Source organism: Oerskovia paurometabola (assembly GCF_016907365.1).
In the GTDB taxonomy this organism is placed as follows: Bacteria; Actinomycetota; Actinomycetes; order Actinomycetales; family Cellulomonadaceae; genus Oerskovia; species Oerskovia paurometabola.
In genome coordinates this window covers 1760259-1780432 of sequence record NZ_JAFBBV010000001.1, presented here as the reverse complement: position 1 = coordinate 1780432, position 20174 = coordinate 1760259, and the positions used below count along the sequence as shown (strand labels likewise).

The following is a 20174-nucleotide window of genomic DNA, read 5'->3' as shown; positions in this document are numbered from 1 at the left end:
CGCTGCGAGAGGCCGCCGCGTCAGCGCCCGGTCGCCGACCGACCGAGCGGGGCCTCGCCGCGCCGCGCCCGGTAGGTGTCGATGTCGCGTGCGACGAGCCACTCGATGGTGAGCGCGCTGCCCGGGCCGGGCTGCGCCGTCGGGCCGGGGGACGTCGACGGCGCGCCGCCGTGCGAGGCCGCGGCGAACCACGGGTCGTGGGCGACCAGGTGGCCGAGGGGGTCGACGTCTCCGGTCACGGCGAACGGGTGGGAGATCAGAGCGAGGTTCATGGGAGGTCCTGGAGTCGAGGCGGGTGCTCACGAGGGCAGACCGACCAGTACCGGAGAACTGATCGGTGACCATCACGCCCTCTCTTCAGAGGGAGGGGCGTGGCACTGCTCGCTGACACCAGGTCGCGCGCTGCTGGAGCGTCAGCGAGCCCTCAACAACAGCTCGACGCACGGACCGCCCAGGGGCGCACCGGGAGCACGCAGGTGCTCAGGGGGTGCGCGGCGGGGATCACGAGCGTCATCATGCCAGGCCGTGCCCACGCCGACAAGCACGTCCCAGCCTGGGCGGGATCACCTGTCGGTGCGGGTCACGAGCGGGCCGCGAGCCAGCAGCGTCGTGGACGACTGCGCGACGGGACGCAGCACGAGCGTGTCGATCGCGACGTGCTGGGGCCGGGTCACGACGAACGTCACGACGTCGGCCACGTCGTCGGCGGTCAGCGGCGCCTCGACGCCGTCGTAGACCGCGTCGGCCCGGGCCTGGTCGCCGTCGAACCGGGTCAGGGAGAACCCCTCGGTGCGGACCATGCCGGGCGCGACCTCCAGGACCCGGACGGGTTCGCCGTTGAGCTCGAGCCGCAGGGTCTCGGCGACCGCGGCCTGGGCGTGCTTGGTCGCGACGTAGCCGGACCCGCCGCTGTACGCGTCGTGCCCAGCGGTCGACGTCAGCACGAGGACCGTGCCGAAGCCCGCGCGACGGATCGCGGGCAGGAACGCCTTGGTCACGCGCACGGTGCCCAGCACGTTCGTCTCGAACATCGCGCGCCAGCGGTCCAGGTCGCTCGCGTCGATCGGGTCCGTGCCGCTCGCGAAGCCCGCGATGTTGAGCACCGCGTGGACCGGGCCGCGGGCCTCGGCCTCGCGCACGAGGTGCGCGACGTCGTCGTCGCTCGTGACGTCCCCGACCACGGGGTGCGCGCCCGTCTCGACCGCGAGGGCGTCGAGCAGGGCCGCGCGGCGCGCGAACGCGACGACGTCCCACCCCTGCGCACGCAGGCGGCGCACGGTCGCCGCACCGATGCCCGACGAGGCACCGGTGACCACGGCGCGCCGGGTCTGCACGGACGCGTCAGCAGCCGCGGACGAGGTTGTCGAAGGGGTGGGCACGGGCGTGGTCGGCGAGGTCGTCACGCCCCTACCTTGCCACGCCCGACGGCGCGGCCGGCGCCGACCCTGCGGCCTCTCGCATGCTGGACGGCCGCGCTCAGGCCACGGTCACGCCGATCGAGTAGAGGCCGCTCGACCCGTCGGGCGCGGGCGGGGCCTTGACGGACGTCTGGACGGCCCCGTCCGCGTCGGTCGCCCGCACCGCGAGGTCGTGGCGGCCCTTCTCGGGCGCCGCCCACCTCCAGGACCACTGCCGCCACGTGTCGGCCGAGACCGTCTCGGCGAGGTCAGCCTGCTCCCACTCCCCGTCGTCGACCCGCACCTCGACGCCCGCGATCCCCGTGTGCTGCGACCAGGCGACTCCCGCGACGACCACGTCCCCGTCGGCCCCCGGGGAGACCGACGCACCGGAGCGCGGCACGTCGATGCGGGACGACATCTTGATCGGTCCCCGCTGCGACCAGCCGCGCGTCGACCAGTACGCGACGTCGTCGGCGAAGCGTGTGACCTTGAGCTCGACGACCCACTTGGTCGCCGACACGTACCCGTACAGGCCCGGCACGACCATGCGCACGGGGAAGCCGTGCGCGAGCGGCAGCGGCTCGCCGTTCATGCCGACCGCGAGCAGCGACTCCCGGCCCGGGTCCGTCAGCACGTCGAGCGGCGTGCTCGCCGTCCAGCCGTCCGCGCTGCGCGAGAGCACCATGTCGGCGTCGGCGTGCGGCCGGGCGCGAGCGAGCAGGTCGCGCACCGGGTGACCGAGCCACACCGCGTTGCCGACGAGGTCCCCGCCCACCTGGTTGGACACGCACGTCAGGGTCGTGGCGTGCTCCACGAGGGGTAGCGCGAGCAGCTCGTCGAACGAGATCTCGATCTCCTCCTCGACCAGCCCGACGACGCGCAGCCGCCAGTCGTCGGGGTTCACCTCGGGCACGCGCAGGGCCGTGTCGATGCGGTAGAACTCGTCGTTGGGCGTCACGTACGGGGTGAGGCCGGGCACGTCGAGGCTCGCGCCCGCAGGGACGACGACGACCGGGCCGACAGGTGCCGGGAGGCGGATCGCGTCCCGCACCGCGGTCAGGGCGCGCGACCCCGCCGACAGCATGCGAGAGGCCCCGCCGACCACGAGCGCGGTCGCCGTGGTCAGGCCCGCGAAGACCAGGAAGGACCGGCGGTCGAGCGCCTCGCGCCGGCGCGCCGCGCTCAGCGGGGTCTCGGGCGCGGCCGGACCCGTCGGAGCCACGACCGGGCTGAGCGCCGAGCCTCGCCACGCCCGCAGCCGCGCCGCTCCCGTCCGCAGGAGCATGATGCCGACCCCGACCCCCACCACGGTCGGCAGCGCCCACAGGGGTGTCGCGTCGGGTCGCGTGACGGCGGCCAAGACGCCCACGGCGCCGACCACCACGAGCAGGGCCGTCCCCCACGGCGGCCGCCGCGTCTCGAGGATCCCCGCCGCGAGCGCCGCGACCGCGAGCACGAGCACGATCCCGAGGAGCAGCACGGTCTTGTCCGCGGTCCCGAACGTCTCGACCGCGAAGTCCTTGAGCCACGGCGGCACCCGGTCGACCACCCCGGCCCCCACGACGAGCACGGGGCTCGACCCCGAACCCACGACGAGCGCGACGAGCTCGGCCACGGCGAAAGCCCCGAGCGCCGAGACGATCCCCAGCAGCGGCGCCCACAGGCGCGTCGGGTCGGTGCGTCCGCCCCGTCCCCGGGACGCGCGTCCGGACGTGCCGGGAGGGGCGGGCTCCGCCGTCGGGCTCATGTGCCCACTGTAGGACCGCCCGGCGCCTGCGCGTGGAGCACCGAGCGCTTCGCCGACCGCTGAACCGTCGCACCACGCGCCCGCCGACCTACTAGGCTGGGACACGGATCGCGAGCCGCGCTTGGCTCGCCGCAGCGGCCCGTGCTTGGACCGCGGATCCTCGTCGCGGATTGTGGCGCCCTACCCTCTCGCATCTCGCCGCGCCGCCGTGCCCCGCACCGGCCGGCGACCTCCCGACCTGGAGTGCCGTGCCCACGCTGCGCCCTGTCCGACCGTCCGTCCGTCCCGCCCGCCGCGCGCCGAGCGCTGGCCCGACGGCGGCGCTCGTCCTCGCCTCCTCGCTCGCCCTCGCAGGGTGCGCGGGCGGCCAGACCCTCGCGTCCGGCGAGCCGAGCGCGGCGCCCTCCGGGACCGCGGAGGCCTCGGCCACGACCTATCCCCTGACGCTCGACAACTGCGGGTTCGACGTCACGTTCGACGCCGCCCCGCGCAAGGTCGTGACGATCAAGTCGAGCACGACCGAGATGATGCTCGCGCTCGGGCTGGGCGACCGGCTCGTGGGGACCGCGTTCCCCGACGGGCCCGTCGCCGAGCAGTGGGCCGACGCCGCGGCGGACCTCCCGGTCGTCGCGACGCCGCTCACCGACAAGGTCCCGGGCGCAGAGGCCGTGCTGACGCTCGCGCCGGACCTCGTGTACGCAGGATGGGAGTCGAACCTCACCGCCGAGGGCGCGGGCGACCGCACGACCCTCCAGCAGCTCGGCGTCCAGACCTACGTCTCCCCCTCGGCCTGCAAGGCCGAGGCGTACAAGCCCGACCCCCTGACGTTCGACGACGTGTTCGCCGAGATCACCGAGGCGGGAGAGATCTTCGACGTCGCCGGGACGGCGCAGGACCTCGTCGCGGCCCAGCGCGCCGAGCTCGACGCCGTGCGGGCGGACGACCGCGGGCTCACGGCCCTGTGGTACTCCTCGGGCTCGGACATCCCCTACGTCGGGGCCGGGATCGGCGCCCCGCAGATGATCATGGACGCCGTCGGGCTCGAGAACATCGCCGCCTCGGTCCAGGACACCTGGACGCCGTTCTCGTTCGAGGAGATCATCGCGGCCGACCCTGACGTGATCGTGCTCGTCGACTCGGCCTGGAACACGGCGCAGTCGAAGATCGACGCGCTCAAGACCAACCCCGCGACCGCCAACCTCACGGCCGTGCAGGGCGACCGCTTCCTGACCGTGCCGTTCCCCGCGACCGAGGCGGGCGTGCGCAACGTCGACGCCGTCAAGGACCTCGGCGCACAGCTCGCGGCGATCACGGTCCCCTGAGGAGTCCCGAACCGGTGAGAAGCCTCGTGCCCACGACAAGCGCCGACCCGTCGGGAGCGCGCGCCATTGTGCACCGCTCTGCGCGCCGCTCCCCCGGGGCCCGGCGAGCCACCCCGTGGTGGCTCGCCGGGGCGTCGATCGCGCTCGTCGTGAGCATCGTGGTCGCCGTGACGATCGGCCCCGCCGACCTCACGTGGGGCGACGTGTGGCGCTCGGTCGCGACGCACGTCGGGCTCGGCGGGCTGCTCGGTCTCGAACCGCTCCCGCTGCTCCAGGACGGCATGGTGTGGCAGCTGCGCCTGCCGCGCGTCCTGACCGCAGCGGCCGTGGGGGCCGGTCTCGCGATCTGCGGCGGCGTCATGCAGTCCCTCACACGCAACCCGCTCGCCGACCCGTACCTGCTGGGACTCTCGTCGGGCGCGTCGCTCGGCGCGGTCCTCGTCCTGGTCCTCGGCGTGAGCGTCCTGCTGCCCGTCGCGGCGTTCGGCGGCGCGGTCCTGGCCCTGGTCGCTGCCCTCGCGCTCGCGGGCTCGCTCGGGGCCATCACCCCGACCCGCACTGTCCTCGCCGGCCTCGCGGTGAGCCAGCTCGCGGCCGCGGCGACGTCGTTCGTCATCTTCTGGTCCGCGACCGGCGACTCCTACCGCGAGATCCTGTCGTGGCTCATGGGCTCGGTCGCGGGCGCCACGTGGACGTCCGTGGCGATCGCGGGCGGGGCCGTGCTGGTCCTCGGGACGCTGCTCGCCTCGACCGGGTCGGTGCTCGACGCGTTCACGTTCGGCGACACCGCGGCCGCAGGCCTCGGCATCGCCGTGAACCGGACGCGCTGGCTGCTGCTCGTGGGGGTCGCGCTGCTCACGGGAGCCCTCGTGTCGGTGTCCGGGGCGATCGGGTTCGTCGGGCTGATCCTGCCGCACGCCGTCCGGCTGCTCACCGGGGCTCGCCACCGCGTCCTGCTGCCCCTCGCGGCGTTGCTCGGCGGCTCGTTCCTCGTGTGGGCGGACACGCTCGCTCGCACGATCTTCGCCCCGCGCGAGCTGCCCGTGGGCATCCTGACGGCCGCGATCGGCGCGCCCGTCTTCGCGGTCATCCTGTGGCGAGGGAGGCGGGCGCTGTGACCTCTGGGGCTCCGGGCGCGGACGGCGCTCGTGGACTGGACGCCTCGCGCGTCTCCTGGTCGGCCGGGTCGCGGCTCATCCTCGACGGGGTCGACGTGACCGCCCCGCCGGGGGCCGTGAGCGGGCTGCTGGGGCCGAACGGGTCCGGGAAGTCGACGCTGCTGCGCGCGATCGCGGCCACGCAGGTCCCCGCCGCGGGCGAGGTCCGTTTCGACGGCGAGGACCTCCTGGGCATGCCGCGCCGACGCCGGGCTCGCCGGCTCGCGCTCGTCGAGCAGGACGCGTCGACCGACCTGCCGATCTCGGTGCTCGACGCCGTGCTGCTCGGCCGCATCCCCCACCGCTCGCTCCTCGCGGGCGACACCGAGGCCGACCGGGCGGTGGCGCGCGAGGCGCTGGTCCGCGCGGGCGTCGACGACCTCGCCGACCGGTCGCTCGCGACGCTGTCCGGGGGCGAGCGCCAGCGCGTGCACATGGCCCGCGCGCTCGCCCAGGACCCGGCGCTTCTGCTGCTCGACGAACCCACCAACCATCTCGACATCGCGGCGCAGCTCGCGGCCATGACGGTGCTGCGCAAGCTCGCGGCGGACGGCGTCACGGTCCTGGCGGCTCTGCACGACCTCAACCTCGCGGCCGCCACGTGCGACCACGTGGTGGTGCTCGCGGAGGGGCGTGTCGTCGCGGCCGGCGCGGTGCGGGACGTGCTGGTACCTGCGGTGATCGAGCCGGTGTACGGCGTCCGCTGCGACGTCCTGACCCACCCGCGCACGGGCCGCCCGGTCCTGGTCTTCGGCGACTGACCCCGCCCGTTCCACCGGCGGTGCCCCCCGGGGGCCCCCGGGGGGCCGAGAACGGGGTTGAGGTCGTTCGAGTACTCAGAACGACCTCAACCCCGTCCTCGGCACCCTGCTAGCGCCCGGCGGGGCCCAGGCGCGGCCACTCGATCGCGGGGCAGCGGTCCATGACCATGTCCAGGCCGGCCTCGCGCACGCGGTCGAACGCGTCCTCGTCGACCACGCCGAGCTGGAACCAGACGGCCTGGGCGCCGACCTGCACGGCCTGGTCCGCCACGTCGCCCGCGAGGTCGGAGCGCACGAACACGTCCACGACGTCGACCGGGAACGGGATGTCGGCGAGCGAGGCGTACCCCTGCTCACCGTGCACCGTCTCGGCCGCCGGGTGGACGGGCACGATCCGCTTGCCCTGACGCTGGAGCAGCTGCGCCACCCCGTACGCGGCGCGGGCCGAGTTGTTCGACAGGCCCACCACGGCCCAGGTCTCGGTGTCCGCGAGGACCTTGCGGATCGTGGCGTCGTCGCCCCAGCTCTGTTCGCTCATACCGGGGCGAACCTCGGCACGGGAGCGGCTATTCCTGCTCGTCCCCCGGCGCGACTGGAACAGGACCCGGCCCGACGGCGCCGCTCACCCCACGAGGTGCGTCACCAGTCCCAGGGTCAGGAGCAGCGCGGCCGCCGCGCACGCACCCGTCCGCACGTGGTTCCAGGCGACCCAACGCCCGAGGAATTGCGCCCAGACCCGGTCGCGCTCCGCCGTCGGGCTCGCGGGACGCACCGCCACCCGACCCGACCCTCCACCGGAGGGTGAGGCTTCACCCGGCCGTGGACCCGAGGTCGAGGCCGCTGCGTCGGCGGCCTCGAGGCGGTCGTTGAGCGGGACGTTCACGGCAGCGGTCACGCCGATCCCGCCCACGAGGTAGACCACGGCACCCGCGAGGACGAGGGGCATGCCTGCGTCGCCCAGCCGGATCGCGGCGACGACGCCCAGCACAGCCACGAGCCCGGTCGTGACGAGGAGGAGCGCACCGAAGGGCACCTTGGTCGCGTGCCGGTTGATCGAGGCCATCGCAGCCGCTCCCACCTCCGGAGCGACCGACCGCAGGCCCGCCATGACGAAGGTCGAGAACGCGAAGAGCACTCCCCCGACCAGCGCGCAGCCGACGGCCGCGCCGACCACGGCCCACCCGAGGGCGCCGAGCGCGTCCATCAGTGCACCCCGGGCAGCGGGGCCGAGGCGTCGGTCTGCGCCCACGCCGCGGCCTCGCGCCGCGCGAAGTCGGTGAAGTCCCGCGGCTCGCGTCCCAGGACCTCGTGGACCCCGTGGGCCAGAGAGGCGTTGCGCCCGTCCAGGATCTCGGTGAAGAGGTAGCCCATGAGGTCGACGATGTCGGCCGGGAGGCCCGCAGCGGTCAGACCACCCGCGAACTCGTCACCGGTGATGGTCTGCAGCCGGACGTCACGCCCGCTCACCGCCCCGATCTCTGCGAGCGCGGCACCGAAGGTCAGCAGGCGTGGCCCGGTGAGCTCGTAGGTTCGCCCCTCGTGCCCTTCCTGGGTGAGCGCGGCGACGGCGACCTCGGCGACGTCCTCCAGGTCGACGAACGGCTCGACGGCGTCGGAGACGGGCAGCAGGGCGACGCCGTGGAGCACGGGGTCCAGCAGGAAGCCCTCGGTGAAGTTCTGGTCGAACCAGGCGCAGCGCAGGACGGTGCCGGACGGGAAGGCGTCGGCGACGAGCTGTTCGGCACGCTCCGCCTCGGGTTCGCCGCGCCCCGAGAGGAGCAGGAGTCGGCGCACGCCCTGGCTGCGCGCGACGCGGGCGAACTCCGCGACGGTCTCGGGGATGCCGGGGGCGGCGAGGTCGGGGGCGACGGCCACGTAGACGGCGTCGGCTCCGGCGACTGCCGGCGCCCAGGTCGTGGGGTCGTCCCAGTCGTGGCGGATCTCTGTGCTGCGCGAGAGGGGACGGACGGGGATCCCCGCGGCGGCCAGGCGGGCTGCGACGCGGCGGCCCGTCTTTCCCGTCGCCCCGACGACGGCGACGAGGGGCTGGACGCCGTCGGCGGTCGGTCCGGCGAGGGAGGTTGTGGGGTGCTCGTGCGCGGTCATGGCGGTCTCCTGTGATCGATGGTCCGTGCTGTGGTTCGAGTCAACCGGCTCCGCGCGAGACGTTCCATGGTTGAAAGGATCGACGCCATGTCCGTTCGTCTTCCCTCGCGCGGCCAGGGCGCGTACGGTCGACGCATGGACGCTGTCGCCGGACTTCTCGACGGCCCCCGCGTGCGCGGCGCCTTCCTGCTGCGGTCGCTCCTGGCTCCGCCGTGGTCGATGCGGATCGAGGACGAGGCCCCGCTCACGCTCGTCCCCGTGGTGCGCGGCCATGCGTGGATCGGGGTGGACGCCGGCCCCGGACCCAACGAGCCTCGGCTCGAGGCCCATCTCGGCGCGGGCGACGTCGCGCTCGTGCGCGGACCACGCCACTACACGGTCGCCGACTCCCCCGGGACGCCCCCGCAGATCGTGAGCGACGCCGTCGGCATCTGCCGGCCGGTCGACGGCGGGGCCTCCCCCCTGACCGGGCTCGGCGTCCGGACGTGGGGCAACCACCCCGCCGGGCCGACCATCCTGCTGACCGGCACCTACCCTCTCGAGGGCGAGGTGGGGGGCCGGCTCCTGAGCGTGCTGCCCGCGCTGGTCGTGCTGCGCAGCGGGGAACTCGACGCCGACCTCGTCGCGCTGCTCGCCCGAGAGATGGCACACGACCGGCCCGGTCAAGAAGCCGTGCTCGACCGGCTGCTCGACGTCTTGCTCATCGGCGCACTGCGCGCCTGGCTCGACCGCGGCGAGGCGCCCGGTTGGTACCGCGCGGACGCCGACCCCGTGGTCGGGCACGCGCTGCGGCTCATGCACCACGACCCGGCCCGGCCGTGGACCGTCGAGGCGCTCGCACGGACCGTCGGGCTGTCGCGGGCCGCGTTCTCGCGCCGCTTCACCGAGCTCGTGGGCGAGCCGCCCATGGGCTACCTGACCGGGTGGCGCCTGACCCTCGCGGCCGACCTGCTGCTGGAACCTGGCGCGACCGTCGGCTCGGTGGCCCGGCAGGTGGGCTACGGGACGCCGTTCGCACTGAGCGCCGCGTTCACGCGGGTGCGCGGCCTGAGCCCGACGGCGCACCGGGAACGAGCGGGTGCGGCCTGACCTGGACGCCGGACGACTCCTCGGCGCCGAGCATGCGGTTGGCGTCGTGATACGGGTCCAGGCCGACGACAACCGCATGCTCGTGGGACGACAGCCGCATGGTCGGCACGGCAACGCGCCCGCCGACGCATGCGGTGGCCGCGACGCGCAGGCGCGCGCACCATGGCTGACATGCCCATCCCGCACGTGATCGCCCGGAGCAACCGGCGGTTCCTCAACCCGTTCGTGCTGCGCGTCTCGTCGCGCGTGCCACCGTTCGCGACCGTCCACCACCACGGACGGCGCAGCGGGCGCCCCTTCGCGACGCCCGTCATGGCGTTCCGCGAACCGCCCTCGACCGACGCCCCGCGCGAGGTCCGCGTGATCGTCGCCCTGACGTACGGGGCCGACGTCGACTGGCTCAAGAACGTCGAGGCCGTCGGGCTGTTCGGGCTCACGCGAGGTGGGCGCGGCTACGTCGTCGACGACCTACGACGGTTGCACGGGGACGACGGGCTGCGGCTCGTGCCCGCCGTGATCCGGGTCGCGCTGCGGGGGCTGCGGGTCGACGAGTTCCTCGACGGGCGGGTGGGGCCGCCGCGCTGAGGGCTCTCCCGGGTCGCCCCGGGCACCCCAGCCCTCCCCGGCACCCGCTCCGCACGGCTGCCATGATGGGGACATGGCACACGACCTGTGGTTCACCGGCGACCCGGATGCCGACCAGCTGCTGTCCACCGACCCGTTCGCGCTGCTCATCGGCATGCTCCTGGACCAGCAGGTCACCATGGAGTCGGCGTTCGCCGGGCCGCTCAAGATCTCCCAGCGCATGGGCGGGTTCGACGTGCACCGCATCGCGACGGCCGAGCCCGAGGGGTTCGCTGCGATGGCGGCCACTCCCCCGGCGATCCACCGCTACCCGGGTTCCATGGCGGGCCGTGTGCAGGCCGTGGCGCAGGTCGTCGACGAGCAGTACGACGGCGACGTCACGCGGATCTGGACCGACCCGGCTCCCGACGGCGGCGCCCCCGACGGCCCCCTCGTCCTCAAGCGGCTCAAAGCGCTGCCGGGATTCGGCGAGCAGAAGGCGAAGATCTTCCTCGCGCTCCTCGGCAAGCAGTACGGCGTCCAGCCCGCGGGGTGGCGCGAGGCGGCAGGCGTGTACGGCGAGGACGGCGCGCGACGCTCGATCGCCGACGTCGTCGACCAGCACTCGCTCGACCAGGTACGCGAGACGAAGAAGGCGGCCAAGGCTGCGGCGAAGGCGGAGCGGGCCGCCAAGGGCTGAGCCTTCCGGTCGCTGAGACCTCCGCCCCTGCCCGACGGCGTCGCTCCCCCGGTCCGGCAGGTGCCTGCCGTGCTCGACGGACGTAGCGTGGAGACGTCGGGCGTGCGTCCGTGCGCCCGCTCTCCCTCCGGAGGAGTTCTCATGGCTCACGGCGACATCACGCACATCGACATCCCTGTCGGCGACACCGACGCGGCCCGCACGTTCTACAGCGGACTGTTCGGCTGGGACATCGCCGAGGTCCCCGGATTCGAGGGGTACCCCATGTGGCGGGCCCCCAACCAGATCAGCGGTGGCGGGCTCGCGCCGCGCGAGGAGGGGTTCACCACCCCGCGCAGCTACGTCGAGGTCGACTCGATCGACGACACGCTCGCCCAGGTCGGCGCTCTCGGCGGCAAGGTGCTCATGGCCAGGACGCAGATCAGCCCGACGAGCTGGTGGGCCGTCTTCGAGGACCTCGACGGCAACCAGCTCGGCCTCTACGAAGGCGTCACGACCACGGACTGACGCCTGTGCGACGGCCTGCGCCCGGTCGCCCGACGCGCCCGTCAGGCGGGACCGAAGACCACTCGACCGTCGGGGTCCTCGGCGCGTCGCGGTCGCAGACGTGCGGGCGCCGGCCACGGCAGCTCGTACCGCACGACGTGCGCGTCGATCGCCCCGAAGTCGTCGGTCTGGACGACCACGCGCTCCGGGGTGACCTCGACGAGGCGGACACGCAGTGGTTCGCGCGCCTCGTCCTCGAGCATCCACACGTCCGCGAGCCAGGACAGTCCCGTGCTGTCGAGCGCCTCCTCGGCGTCGAGCCAGTCGACCGGGTCGGTGAGGTCGTGACCCAGGAGCGAGACGGCGACCCAGGCGTCACCCTCGGGCCGGATCCAGCCGACGTGCTCACGGTCGTCGGGTCGGCGGTGCGGGATCCAGTCGGCGGGGAGCATGCCGGAACGATAGCGACGGCCGCCTCTCGGCGCCCAGCGAATTGCCGTCGGTGGAACCCGGCACGGGCCCACCCTTCCCGCGCTCGAACACGACCTTCCGGTCGTCAACCGCCCCAGAACGACCTCAACCCCGTTCTCGGCACCCGACGTCAGCCCTGCGCAGGGGTGCCCGTCCCCTCGCGGAACCCCTCGGCGAACCTGTCGCGGTACCCGTGGGCGTACCCCGCCTCGCGGGCGACCCGCTCGATCGCCTCGCGGCCGGCCCGCTCAGCCGCCACGCCCCGCGCGTACGCCTCTGCGGATCCTTCCCGAAACATGTCGGTCTCCGAGGCCCGCACGAGCACGCGTGCCCCTGGCCCGTCCTCGTCGGTCACGAACCGACCGAGCCCGCGCACCAGGGCGACCGGTCGCCCGGCGGCCTTGCCGCGCACGAGCTCGGACGCCGCGGCGATCTGGTCCGCGACGGCCGTCACGGTCACGGACAGCTCGCGTCCGTGGGAGTCGACGCCGCCGCGCAGGTCGTCGAGCGCGACCACCCCGGCGACGCCGATCGCGAGGTCAGTGAGGCCTTCGCGCCACGCGCGTCCGGCCGTGTCGGACACGACGACCCCGACACGCACTCCGAAACGTTCCGTGAGCGCCGCCCGCAGCGCGCGGGCCGAGGCGTCGGGGTCGACGGGCAGCAGCAGCACCGTGCCCTCGGGCGTGTTGGACGCGTCGACGCCGGCGGCGGCCATGACGAGCCCGAGCCGGTTCTCGACGATGCGCAGCACGCCCCCGGGGTGGGGGCGTGTCGCGACGACGCGCACGGTCTCGTCGGTGATGGCCTGCTCGCGGTCGGCGGCCGCGACGACGCGCCCCTCGGCCTTGGAGACGACCTTGCTCGTCACGACCACGACGTCCCCGTCGCGCAGCCCGCCCTCGCGGTCGAGGCTGTCCCCCACGATGCGCGCGAGGTCGTCCCCGGGCGAGATCTCCCCGATGCCCGACGGCGCCACGACCGTGAAGCGGGGCTCGTCACCCTCGGCACCCCGCGCCCCGGGCGACGCGGCCGGAACGGGGTGAGCGGCGCCGTCGGGCGGGGGGACGGGAGAGGACGTCACCGGACGAGCTTCGGCAGGACGTCGCGCGAGAACGTGTCGATCCACTCGCGCTGGTTGCGGCCCACGTTGTGCAGGTAGATGCGGTCGAAGCCGAGGTCGACGAACTTCTGGATGTAGGCGCGGTGCACGTCGGGGTCGGACGAGATGACCAGGCGGCCCTCGAAGTCCTCGGGGCGCACGAGCTTGGCCATCTGCTCGAAGTCGAAGGGCGAGCGGATGTCGGCCTTGGGGAACTTCATGCCGCCGTTGGGCCACTCCGTCATGGCGTTCGTGAGGGCCTCCTCGTCGGTCTCGGCCCACGACATGTGGAGCTGGAGGACCTTGGGCATGGTCTGCGGGTCGCGGCCGGACTCGCGGACGCCGTCGTCGAACTTGCCGAACAGCATCGAGATCTTCTCGAGCGGCGCGCCTACGGTGATGAGTCCGTCGGCGTGCTTGCCCGCACGCTTCGCGGTGACCGGGCCTGCCGTGGCGACGAGGATCTCGGGGGCGACCTCGGGCATGGTCCACAGGCGCGTGGACTCGTGCTTGTAGAACTGCCCCGAGTGCTTGGTGTCCTTGCCCGCGAGCGACGCGGCGAAGAGCTTCTTGATGATGTCGATGGCCTCGAACATGCGGTTGATGCGCTCGGGGGCCTCGGGCCAGTACTGGGCCGTGACGTGCTCGTTGAGGGCTTCGCCCGAGCCCAGGCCCAGCCAGTGGCGTCCCGGGTACATCGCGGCGAGCGTCGCCGAGGCCTGCGCGACCATCGCGGGGTGCCAGCGGAACGTGGGTGCCGTGACGCCCGGTCCCAGGTCGCCGCGCGTGCGCTCGCCGAGGGCCGACAGGACGTTCCACACGAACGCCGAGTGCCCCTGCGCGGGGACCCAGGGCTGGAAGTGGTCCGCGGCCATGACGCCCGAGAAGCCCTTGCTCTCGGCGTACTCGGAGAGGGCGATGACCTCGGTCGGGTGGAACTGCTCGAGCATGGCGGCGTAGCCGATCGTCAAGTCCATGGATCGACCTTAGTACGGGCGCCCCGCGCCCGAGCGCCGGTATCTGATACTTGCCGCAGGACGGCCGCCCGGTGGTGCATGCCGGGCGGCCGGCCTGCCTCAGCAGGTGTCGGCTACGTGTACAGCGGGGTCAGCGCCGCGTACTCCTCGACCGAGCCGTCGCGCAGGCAGACCTCGATGATCTGTCGCCCCAACGGGTCCAGGTCGTCGGTGAGGAACTGCTCGAGCTCGCTCTTGAAGAAGTCCGTGATGATCTTCGCGCCCGTGTCGTAGGCCTCGACGCCCACCTGCGACTGCATCTCGGGCTTGAGGAAGGTCGGCCGGACGAGCTGCCCGTCGATCTTCATCTCCTGGAGCGTGTAGCCGAACAGGGGGCAGCGCGAGGGGGTCAGCTCCTCTGCCCGCAGCTTGCCGCCGCCGCGCCGCGCGAGGTACTCGCGGGTGAGCCACTCGGCCGCGAAGTCGACCTTGTATGCGCCGATGTGCTGGTTGGGCGTGAGCACGTAGCGTGTGCGGTCGTTGTCGACGAGCTGGCGCAGCAGGAGGTTCGCCGCCGCGACCTTGGTGCCGGTCGAGAAGGGCCAGTACGACCCGACTCCCTCGGCCACCATGCCGCCGTGGGCGAGCTTGTCGGTCGCGGTCTTGGACTCGCCGATCGAGGGGTTCTTGTCCCCGCGCGGGGCGATGAGCCGCCAGATCCACGCGAGCGACGGCGGCACGATGTGCATCATGCCCATGATCCCGTAGGTGGGGTTGTCGCGGGTGCAGGCCGGCATCCGGGCGCCGAAGGTGCGCACGTCGACCTCCTCGGCGCCCGTGACGTCGGTCAGGAGGTGACGGGGCACGACCACGCGCGGGTTGGGGCAGCGCTTGCCCGTCGAGTCGAGCGTGTGCTCCCACGGCAGCACGGTCGCGTCGGGGACGCCGTCGATGTTGAAGAAGACGAGGGGCTGGTCGGGGTGGATGCAGGCGCGCTCGAGGTGCGTGTCCTGGCCGTAGCCCGTGAGGTTGTCGACGCGCACGAACCACCCGTCCTCGGCGTCGGCGACCACGAGGCGCCCGTCGCCGGTCTGCAGGTCGACGTGGCACAGCGTCATGTCGTCGGTCACGGGGTCCAGGGCGCTGGTCTCGCCGAGGTTGATGACGTAGGGCTCGTCGGTCACGACGTTGGTGCCGAGCAGGATGCGCCCGTCCTCCTGACGTCGGATCTCCTGGCACATCTCGGACTTGCCGCCGCCCGAGGCTCCCTCGTGCATGATCACGGTCTCGTTCTCGTAGGGCGTCGTGACGCGGACCGAGGACGCGTGCGCGGTGACCCAGCCCTCCTGCTCGCCGACGTCGAGCAGGACGGAGAAGACGCCCTTCTTGGCGCTCGGGCCCGGGTAGAGGTTGTACGCGAAGACCTCGTGCAGCGTCTCGGAGCGGTCGTGGACCACGACCTGGCGGCCGTCGAAGTGCGTGTGGCGGAAGGGCGGCGCGACGTAGAGGATCGAGCGCGGCTCGAAGGGGCCGATCTCGTCGAACGTGACCCAGCCCTGCAGGTCCACGAGGGTGAGCGCGAAGAACGCGGAGTTGACGGGGCAGATCGCGAGCGAGGGGTAGCCGTGCGTGAGGCCGCCTGCCTTGAAGGGCACGACGACGAGGTCCTGCCCCGCGAGCCAGTCGAGCGTCTCGGCCTTGACCGCGTCGAACTCGGCGCCGAACACGTCCCGGTAGCGCGGCTTGTCGGTCGGCAGGTCGTCGGCGATGCGCATGCAGTCGGGGTCGCGCCGACGCATGTAGTCCTCGGGGTAGTTCACGGCGATGCCGTTCTTGCACCGCACCACCTCGGCCTCGGGCACCGGCGTGCCGCGCACGTCGTACTCGACGGTGAACCGCGGACCGCCCTCGGGGCCGAGCGCGAGCCGGTAGAGCTCCTCGCGGGAGCCGGGGACGATGACGTTCGCGCACGCATCCAGGGCGGCCTGGACAGCGGGGGGAAGGACCGTGCCGGCGGGGATGCTTCCGGTTCCGTGCACGGCCACGCTGTCGATCAATGTCATTGCAACTCCTGGGTCGGACCTCGAACGAAAGGCGTCGAGACGATGGGGCGCGTCCACGTACGCCCCTGCCTTTGCTTGAAGGTTACGAGCCGATGACCATGTCAACCAGGGACCTTTGACCTTTGTTTCATTCGGGAAAACTCGGGCGCCCGGGTCCCGTCCGGGGACCGGCCGTTTCACAGGAGCCCCCGAGATTCTGGGAGAATGTCGTCCATGAGCTCACCCGCCGAGGGCACCACGCCCGCACCCGCCACCCAGACCACCGCCGCACCCGCCCCCGCCGAGGGCACCCAGGTAGTCCGCGCCGTGGTCGGCGAGGTACCGGACAAGGTGAGCCTCGACGGCCTCGAGACCAAGTTCGACGCCGCCTGGACCGAGCAGGGCACCTACTCGTTCGACCGGACGAAGACGCGCGAGCAGGTCTACTCGATCGACACCCCGCCGCCCACCGTCTCCGGCTCGCTGCACGTGGGTCACGTGTTCTCCTACACGCACACCGACGTCGTCGCGCGCTTCTGGCGCATGCGCGGGCGCGAGGTCTTCTACCCCATGGGCTGGGACGACAACGGCCTGCCGACCGAGCGCCGCGTGCAGAACTACTACGGCGTGCGCTGCGACCCGTCGCTGCCCTACGTCGAGGGCTACGAGCCGCCGCTCCAAGGAGCCGAGGGCAAGAGTGTCAAGGCCGCCGACCAGCAGCCCGTCTCGCGCCGCAACTTCGTCGAGCTGTGCGAGCGCCTGACGGCAGAGGACGAGGTCCAGTTCGAGGAGCTGTGGCGCCGCCTGGGCCTGTCGGTCGACTGGTCGCACCACTACCAGACGATCGGCGTCCCGGCCCGCATCGTCGCGCAGAAGGCGTTCCTGCGAAACCTCTCGCGCGGCGAGGCGTACCAGTCCGAGGCCCCGGGCCTGTGGGACGTGACCTTCCAGACGGCCGTCGCCCAGGCCGAGCTCGAGGCGCGCGACTACCCCGGCCACTTCCACAAGGTCGCCTTCCACGCGCCCGGCGGCGAGAAGGTCTACATCGAGACCACGCGCCCCGAGCTGCTCGCGGCCTGCGTGGCCCTCATCGCGCACCCCGACGACGAGCGCTACCAGGGCCTGTTCGGCACCACGGTCACCTCTCCCCTGTTCGACGTCGAGGTGCCCGTCCTGGCGCACCCCGCCGCGCAGATGGACAAGGGCGCGGGGATCGCGATGTGCTGCACGTTCGGCGACCTGACCGACGTCCAGTGGTGGCGCGAGCTGCAGCTCCCGACCCGCTCGATCATCAACCGCGACGGGCGCATCACGCGCGAGACGCCGGCGTGGCTCACGTCCGAGCGCGCGGTCGCGCTGTTCGAGGAGATCGCGGGCAAGACGACGTTCTCGGCGCGCACGGCCGTCGTCGACGCGCTGCGCGAGGCCGGCGACCTGGACGGCGAGCCCGTCGCGACCCAGCGCAAGGCGAACTTCTTCGAGAAGGGCGACAAGCCCCTCGAGATCGTCACCTCGCGCCAGTGGTACATCCGCAACGGCGGCCGCGACGTGCCGCTGCGTGAGGAGCTGCTCGCGCGCGGCAAGGAGCTCGACTTCCACCCCGAGTTCATGCAGGTGCGCTACGAGAACTGGGTCGGCGGCCTCAACGGTGACTGGCTCGTCTCGCGTCAGCGCTTCTTCGGTGTCGCCATCCCGCTGTGGTACCCCGTCCTGGAGTCGGGCGAGACCGACTACGAGCACCCGATCGTCCCCGACGAGTCGCTCCTGCCGATCGACCCGTCCTCCGACGTCCCGGCGGGCTACACGGCCGACCAGCGCGGCGTCCCGGGCGGCTTCGTGGGCGAGCCCGACGTCATGGACACCTGGGCGACCTCGTCCCTGACGCCGCAGATCGCGGGCGGCTGGGAGTCCGACCCGGACCTGTTCGAGCGCGTCTTCCCCATGGACCTGCGCCCCCAGGGCCAGGACATCATCCGCACGTGGCTCTTCTCCACGGTGGTCCGCTCGCACCTCGAGCACGGTTCGCTGCCCTGGACCAACGCCGCGATCTCGGGCTGGATCCTGGACCCCGACCGCAAGAAGATGTCCAAGTCGAAGGGCAACGTCGTGACGCCCATGGGCCTGCTCGAGGAGCACGGCTCGGACGCGGTCCGCTACTGGGCTGCCTCTGCCCGCCTCGGTACCGACGCGGCGTTCGAGGTCGGTCAGATGAAGATCGGTCGCCGCCTCGCGATCAAGGTCCTCAACGCGTCCAAGTTCGCGCTGTCGTTCGGCGGCGACGAGATCACGCTCGACCCGGCCCTCGTGACCGAGCCGATCGACCGCTCGATGATCGCAAGCCTCGTCGAGGTGGTGGCCCGCGCGACCGACGCTCTCGAGGAGTACGACCACACGCGCGCCCTGGAGCTCTCGGAGACGTTCTTCTGGACGTTCTGCGACGACTACCTCGAGCTCGTCAAGGACCGCGCCTACGGCGCAGGAGCCGGGCCCGACGACGTCACGCCCGAGACGCAGTCGGCGCGCGTCGCGCTCGCCCTGGCTCTCGACACCCTGCTGCGCCTGTTCGCGCCGTACCTGCCGTTCGCGACCGAAGAGGTGTGGTCGTGGTGGCGCAAGGGCTCCGTGCACCGCGCACCGTGGCCCACGACGGCCGAGCTCCTTCCCGCGACCAGGGGCGGCGTCCCCGTCGTCCTCGTGGGCGCCGGGCACGCCCTGGCCGCGCTGCGCAAGGTCAAGTCGGAGGCCAAGGTCTCGATGCGCACCCCGATCCTCGCCGTGACGCTGGCCGTCCCGGCCGAGTTCGTCGCGTCGGTCCGGGCGGCCGAGGCGGACATCCGCGGCGCCGGACGCGTGACCGGATCGTTCGACGTCGTCGAGGCAGCCGAGGGCCAGGGCGACCCGGCCGTCCAGGGCGGCATCGTCGTCGTGCACTCCGAGCTCGGTGAGCCCGAGGTCCGCAACCGCGGCTGACGCTCCCCCGCAGCACGACGCAGGGCCCCGACCGCACGTGCGGTCGGGGCCCTGCGTCGTGCTGACGATCCAGCGCGGCGTCCGAGGCGATCAGACCATCTCGCCCCGCAACCGCGCGTCGTCGCCCGACATGGTCGCCGCGACCTCGTTGGGCGTGCTGTCGTCGTTCCAGCGCAGGGTCGCCCCGACACCCTCGATGAGCTCGACGCTGCCGTCGGGCGAGAACGTGAGGCCCGCGTCCTGGCCGATCGCGGCGCGGACCAGCGCAACGGTCGCGGGCAGCTCCTCGATCCCCTCGCTGACGCCCAGGTCGGTGATGGCCGAGCGCGAGGACCCGATGTGCAGCGGGCTGGGCCCGATCCACAGGGTCCGACCGTCGAGCTCGGCGTCCTGGCCGTACTCGTCGGCGAGGATCAGCTCCTTGACCTGGCCGCGGGAGAGCACCGCGACGACGTCCTCGAGGGAGGTCACGGCAGCCGCCTCACGGCCCTGCTCCTGCCGGAACTCGGCGAGCACCGCCTCCCGGCGTCGCTCGCGGAAGCTCTCGAGCGCGTCCTCGACGTTGGACTCGAACGCCGCCTCGTTGATGCCCGGGCCGCGACCGCCGCCCGCGACCTCGACCACGAGCTCCTCGGTGGCCTTGGTGAGCGCGGCCCGCACGAGGGGCACCGCCCGCACGTCACCCGTGAGGAGGACGAGCTCGGGCCGGTGCTCGAGGACCTGCCGGTCGAGCTCGGCCGCGACGGCCTCGGCGTTGCGCTCCCAGGAGTCCTCGGCGCGCGCCTCGATCCGCTTGTGCGACAGGCCGCCCGTACGGACCTTGTTGATGACGTCGTGCCCGCCCTCGACGGACTCCGCGTCCCCGTAGGGCAGGTGTCCGCCCGCGACGGACCACGTGAGGTCCGCCCCCTGCCGGTCGACGACGACGCGCACGTAGTCGACCGACTCGTCGGCCGCGCGCGCCGCCTGGAGCAGGGCGGGGACGGGGCCCCAGAGCCCCTTCGTGACAGCGGGCGGGTCCTTCAGGACCCGGTCGACGAGGACACCCTCCTCGTCGGCGATGAGGACGCGGCCGTGCGGGCCGGGCACCCTCGTGGGGAGCGTGACGGACTCCTCGAGCTCGTCGATGATGCTCGCCGGGGCTCCCGCTGCGGCGAGCGCCCGGCGCACTCCCTTCCACCGGTTCTCGACCTCGCGTGCGGTGGCCTCGTCGCCTCGTGTCGCGTCGAGATAGACCGTCGCGAACGGGCCGGGGTGGCCGAGCAGGGGCTTGAGCCAGTCGATCTTCATGCAGGCACCTC

19 protein-coding genes are annotated in these 20174 nt (G+C 73.0%); 8 read left to right on the top strand and 11 right to left on the bottom strand.

What is annotated here, in order from left to right; genetic code table 11:
* Positions 1 to 20: 20 nt before the first annotated feature.
* The 3 genes from JOD48_RS08010 to JOD48_RS08000 form a co-directional block, all read right to left on the bottom strand.
* Positions 21 to 272: a hypothetical protein gene (locus tag JOD48_RS08010; RefSeq protein ID WP_191790560.1), complete on the bottom strand. Its 252-nt coding sequence runs from the start codon at positions 270 to 272 to the stop codon at positions 21 to 23.
* A gap of 291 nt (positions 273 to 563) precedes the next feature.
* The gene (locus JOD48_RS08005) at positions 564 to 1334 is read right to left on the bottom strand and encodes an SDR family oxidoreductase (RefSeq protein ID WP_191790719.1); all 771 of its coding nucleotides are present in this window, start codon (positions 1332 to 1334) and stop codon (positions 564 to 566) included.
* A gap of 142 nt (positions 1335 to 1476) precedes the next feature.
* Positions 1477 to 3147, bottom strand: a complete 1671-nt coding sequence (locus JOD48_RS08000; protein WP_204808456.1) for a molybdopterin-dependent oxidoreductase — start codon at positions 3145 to 3147, stop codon at positions 1477 to 1479.
* A 257-nt stretch (positions 3148 to 3404) separates the two neighbouring features.
* On the opposite strand from JOD48_RS08000, the gene JOD48_RS07995 reads away from it, so the two are divergent.
* From JOD48_RS07995 to JOD48_RS07985, 3 genes are read left to right on the top strand one after another with little or no spacing between them, the layout of a single operon-like run.
* Positions 3405 to 4469 carry a putative F420-0 ABC transporter substrate-binding protein gene (locus JOD48_RS07995; RefSeq protein WP_204810460.1) on the top strand — a complete coding sequence of 355 codons (1065 nt, stop codon included), beginning with the start codon at positions 3405 to 3407 and terminating at the stop codon, positions 4467 to 4469.
* Positions 4470 to 4495: 26 nt separating this feature from the next.
* Positions 4496 to 5587: a putative F420-0 ABC transporter permease subunit gene (locus JOD48_RS07990; protein ID WP_372440702.1), complete on the top strand. Its 1092-nt coding sequence runs from the start codon at positions 4496 to 4498 to the stop codon at positions 5585 to 5587.
* On the top strand, positions 5584 to 6387 hold the full coding sequence (locus tag JOD48_RS07985) for a putative F420-0 ABC transporter ATP-binding protein (protein WP_204808454.1): 804 nt from the start codon (positions 5584 to 5586) through the stop codon (positions 6385 to 6387). Before JOD48_RS07990 ends, JOD48_RS07985 begins: the two co-directional genes overlap by 4 nt.
* Before the next feature lie 109 nt (positions 6388 to 6496).
* On the opposite strand, the gene JOD48_RS07980 is transcribed toward JOD48_RS07985, so the two are convergent.
* From JOD48_RS07980 to JOD48_RS07970, 3 genes are all read right to left on the bottom strand, one after another.
* Complete coding sequence (locus JOD48_RS07980; protein WP_204808452.1) at positions 6497 to 6925, bottom strand: CoA-binding protein; 429 nt, start codon at positions 6923 to 6925, stop codon at positions 6497 to 6499.
* A gap of 84 nt (positions 6926 to 7009) precedes the next feature.
* On the bottom strand, positions 7010 to 7591 hold the full coding sequence (locus JOD48_RS07975; protein WP_204808450.1) for an anthrone oxygenase family protein: 582 nt from the start codon (positions 7589 to 7591) through the stop codon (positions 7010 to 7012).
* Positions 7591 to 8493, bottom strand: coding sequence for an NAD(P)H-binding protein (locus JOD48_RS07970; protein ID WP_204808448.1), 903 nt, complete (start codon positions 8491 to 8493; stop codon positions 7591 to 7593). The genes JOD48_RS07975 and JOD48_RS07970 overlap by 1 nt, the downstream gene beginning before the upstream one ends.
* 135 nt (positions 8494 to 8628) lie before the next feature.
* On the opposite strand from JOD48_RS07970, the gene JOD48_RS07965 reads away from it, so the two are divergent.
* The 4 genes from JOD48_RS07965 to JOD48_RS07950 all read left to right on the top strand — a co-directional run bounded on the left by JOD48_RS07965 (position 8629) and on the right by JOD48_RS07950 (position 11353).
* Positions 8629 to 9582, top strand: a complete 954-nt coding sequence (locus tag JOD48_RS07965; RefSeq protein ID WP_204808446.1) for an AraC family transcriptional regulator — start codon at positions 8629 to 8631, stop codon at positions 9580 to 9582.
* Between the two features lie 171 nt (positions 9583 to 9753).
* The gene (locus tag JOD48_RS07960) at positions 9754 to 10167 is read left to right on the top strand and encodes a PNPOx family protein (protein ID WP_204808444.1); all 414 of its coding nucleotides are present in this window, start codon (positions 9754 to 9756) and stop codon (positions 10165 to 10167) included.
* A gap of 73 nt (positions 10168 to 10240) precedes the next feature.
* Entirely contained in the window at positions 10241 to 10846 is a 606-nt protein-coding gene (locus tag JOD48_RS07955) for an HhH-GPD-type base excision DNA repair protein (protein ID WP_204808441.1), read from the top strand.
* 141 nt (positions 10847 to 10987) lie between these two features.
* On the top strand, positions 10988 to 11353 hold the full coding sequence (locus tag JOD48_RS07950) for a VOC family protein (RefSeq protein ID WP_191790551.1): 366 nt from the start codon (positions 10988 to 10990) through the stop codon (positions 11351 to 11353).
* A gap of 41 nt (positions 11354 to 11394) precedes the next feature.
* Here the strand turns inward: JOD48_RS07950 and JOD48_RS07945 are convergent, their stop codons facing one another.
* The 4 genes from JOD48_RS07945 to JOD48_RS07930 all read right to left on the bottom strand — a co-directional run bounded on the left by JOD48_RS07945 (position 11395) and on the right by JOD48_RS07930 (position 15924).
* Positions 11395 to 11784 carry a hypothetical protein gene (locus JOD48_RS07945; RefSeq protein WP_204808439.1) on the bottom strand — a complete coding sequence of 130 codons (390 nt, stop codon included), beginning with the start codon at positions 11782 to 11784 and terminating at the stop codon, positions 11395 to 11397.
* A 149-nt stretch (positions 11785 to 11933) separates the two neighbouring features.
* A complete protein-coding gene (gene cofE / locus JOD48_RS07940; RefSeq protein ID WP_307824286.1) occupies positions 11934 to 12782 on the bottom strand; it encodes a coenzyme F420-0:L-glutamate ligase in 849 nt (282 codons plus the stop codon).
* Positions 12783 to 12883: 101 nt separating this feature from the next.
* Positions 12884 to 13882, bottom strand: coding sequence for a TIGR03557 family F420-dependent LLM class oxidoreductase (locus JOD48_RS07935; protein WP_138824860.1), 999 nt, complete (start codon positions 13880 to 13882; stop codon positions 12884 to 12886).
* A 113-nt stretch (positions 13883 to 13995) separates the two neighbouring features.
* Positions 13996 to 15924, bottom strand: a complete 1929-nt coding sequence (locus tag JOD48_RS07930) for a DUF4914 family protein (protein ID WP_191790548.1) — start codon at positions 15922 to 15924, stop codon at positions 13996 to 13998.
* 213 nt (positions 15925 to 16137) lie between these two features.
* Between JOD48_RS07930 and valS the strand changes: the two genes are divergently transcribed.
* Positions 16138 to 18873, top strand: coding sequence for a valine--tRNA ligase (gene valS / locus JOD48_RS07925; protein ID WP_372440700.1), 2736 nt, complete (start codon positions 16138 to 16140; stop codon positions 18871 to 18873).
* 90 nt (positions 18874 to 18963) lie between these two features.
* On the opposite strand, the gene JOD48_RS07920 is transcribed toward valS, so the two are convergent.
* Positions 18964 to 20163, bottom strand: a complete 1200-nt coding sequence (locus tag JOD48_RS07920; RefSeq protein ID WP_191790546.1) for a baeRF2 domain-containing protein — start codon at positions 20161 to 20163, stop codon at positions 18964 to 18966.
* Between the last annotated feature and the right edge of the window lie 11 nt (positions 20164 to 20174).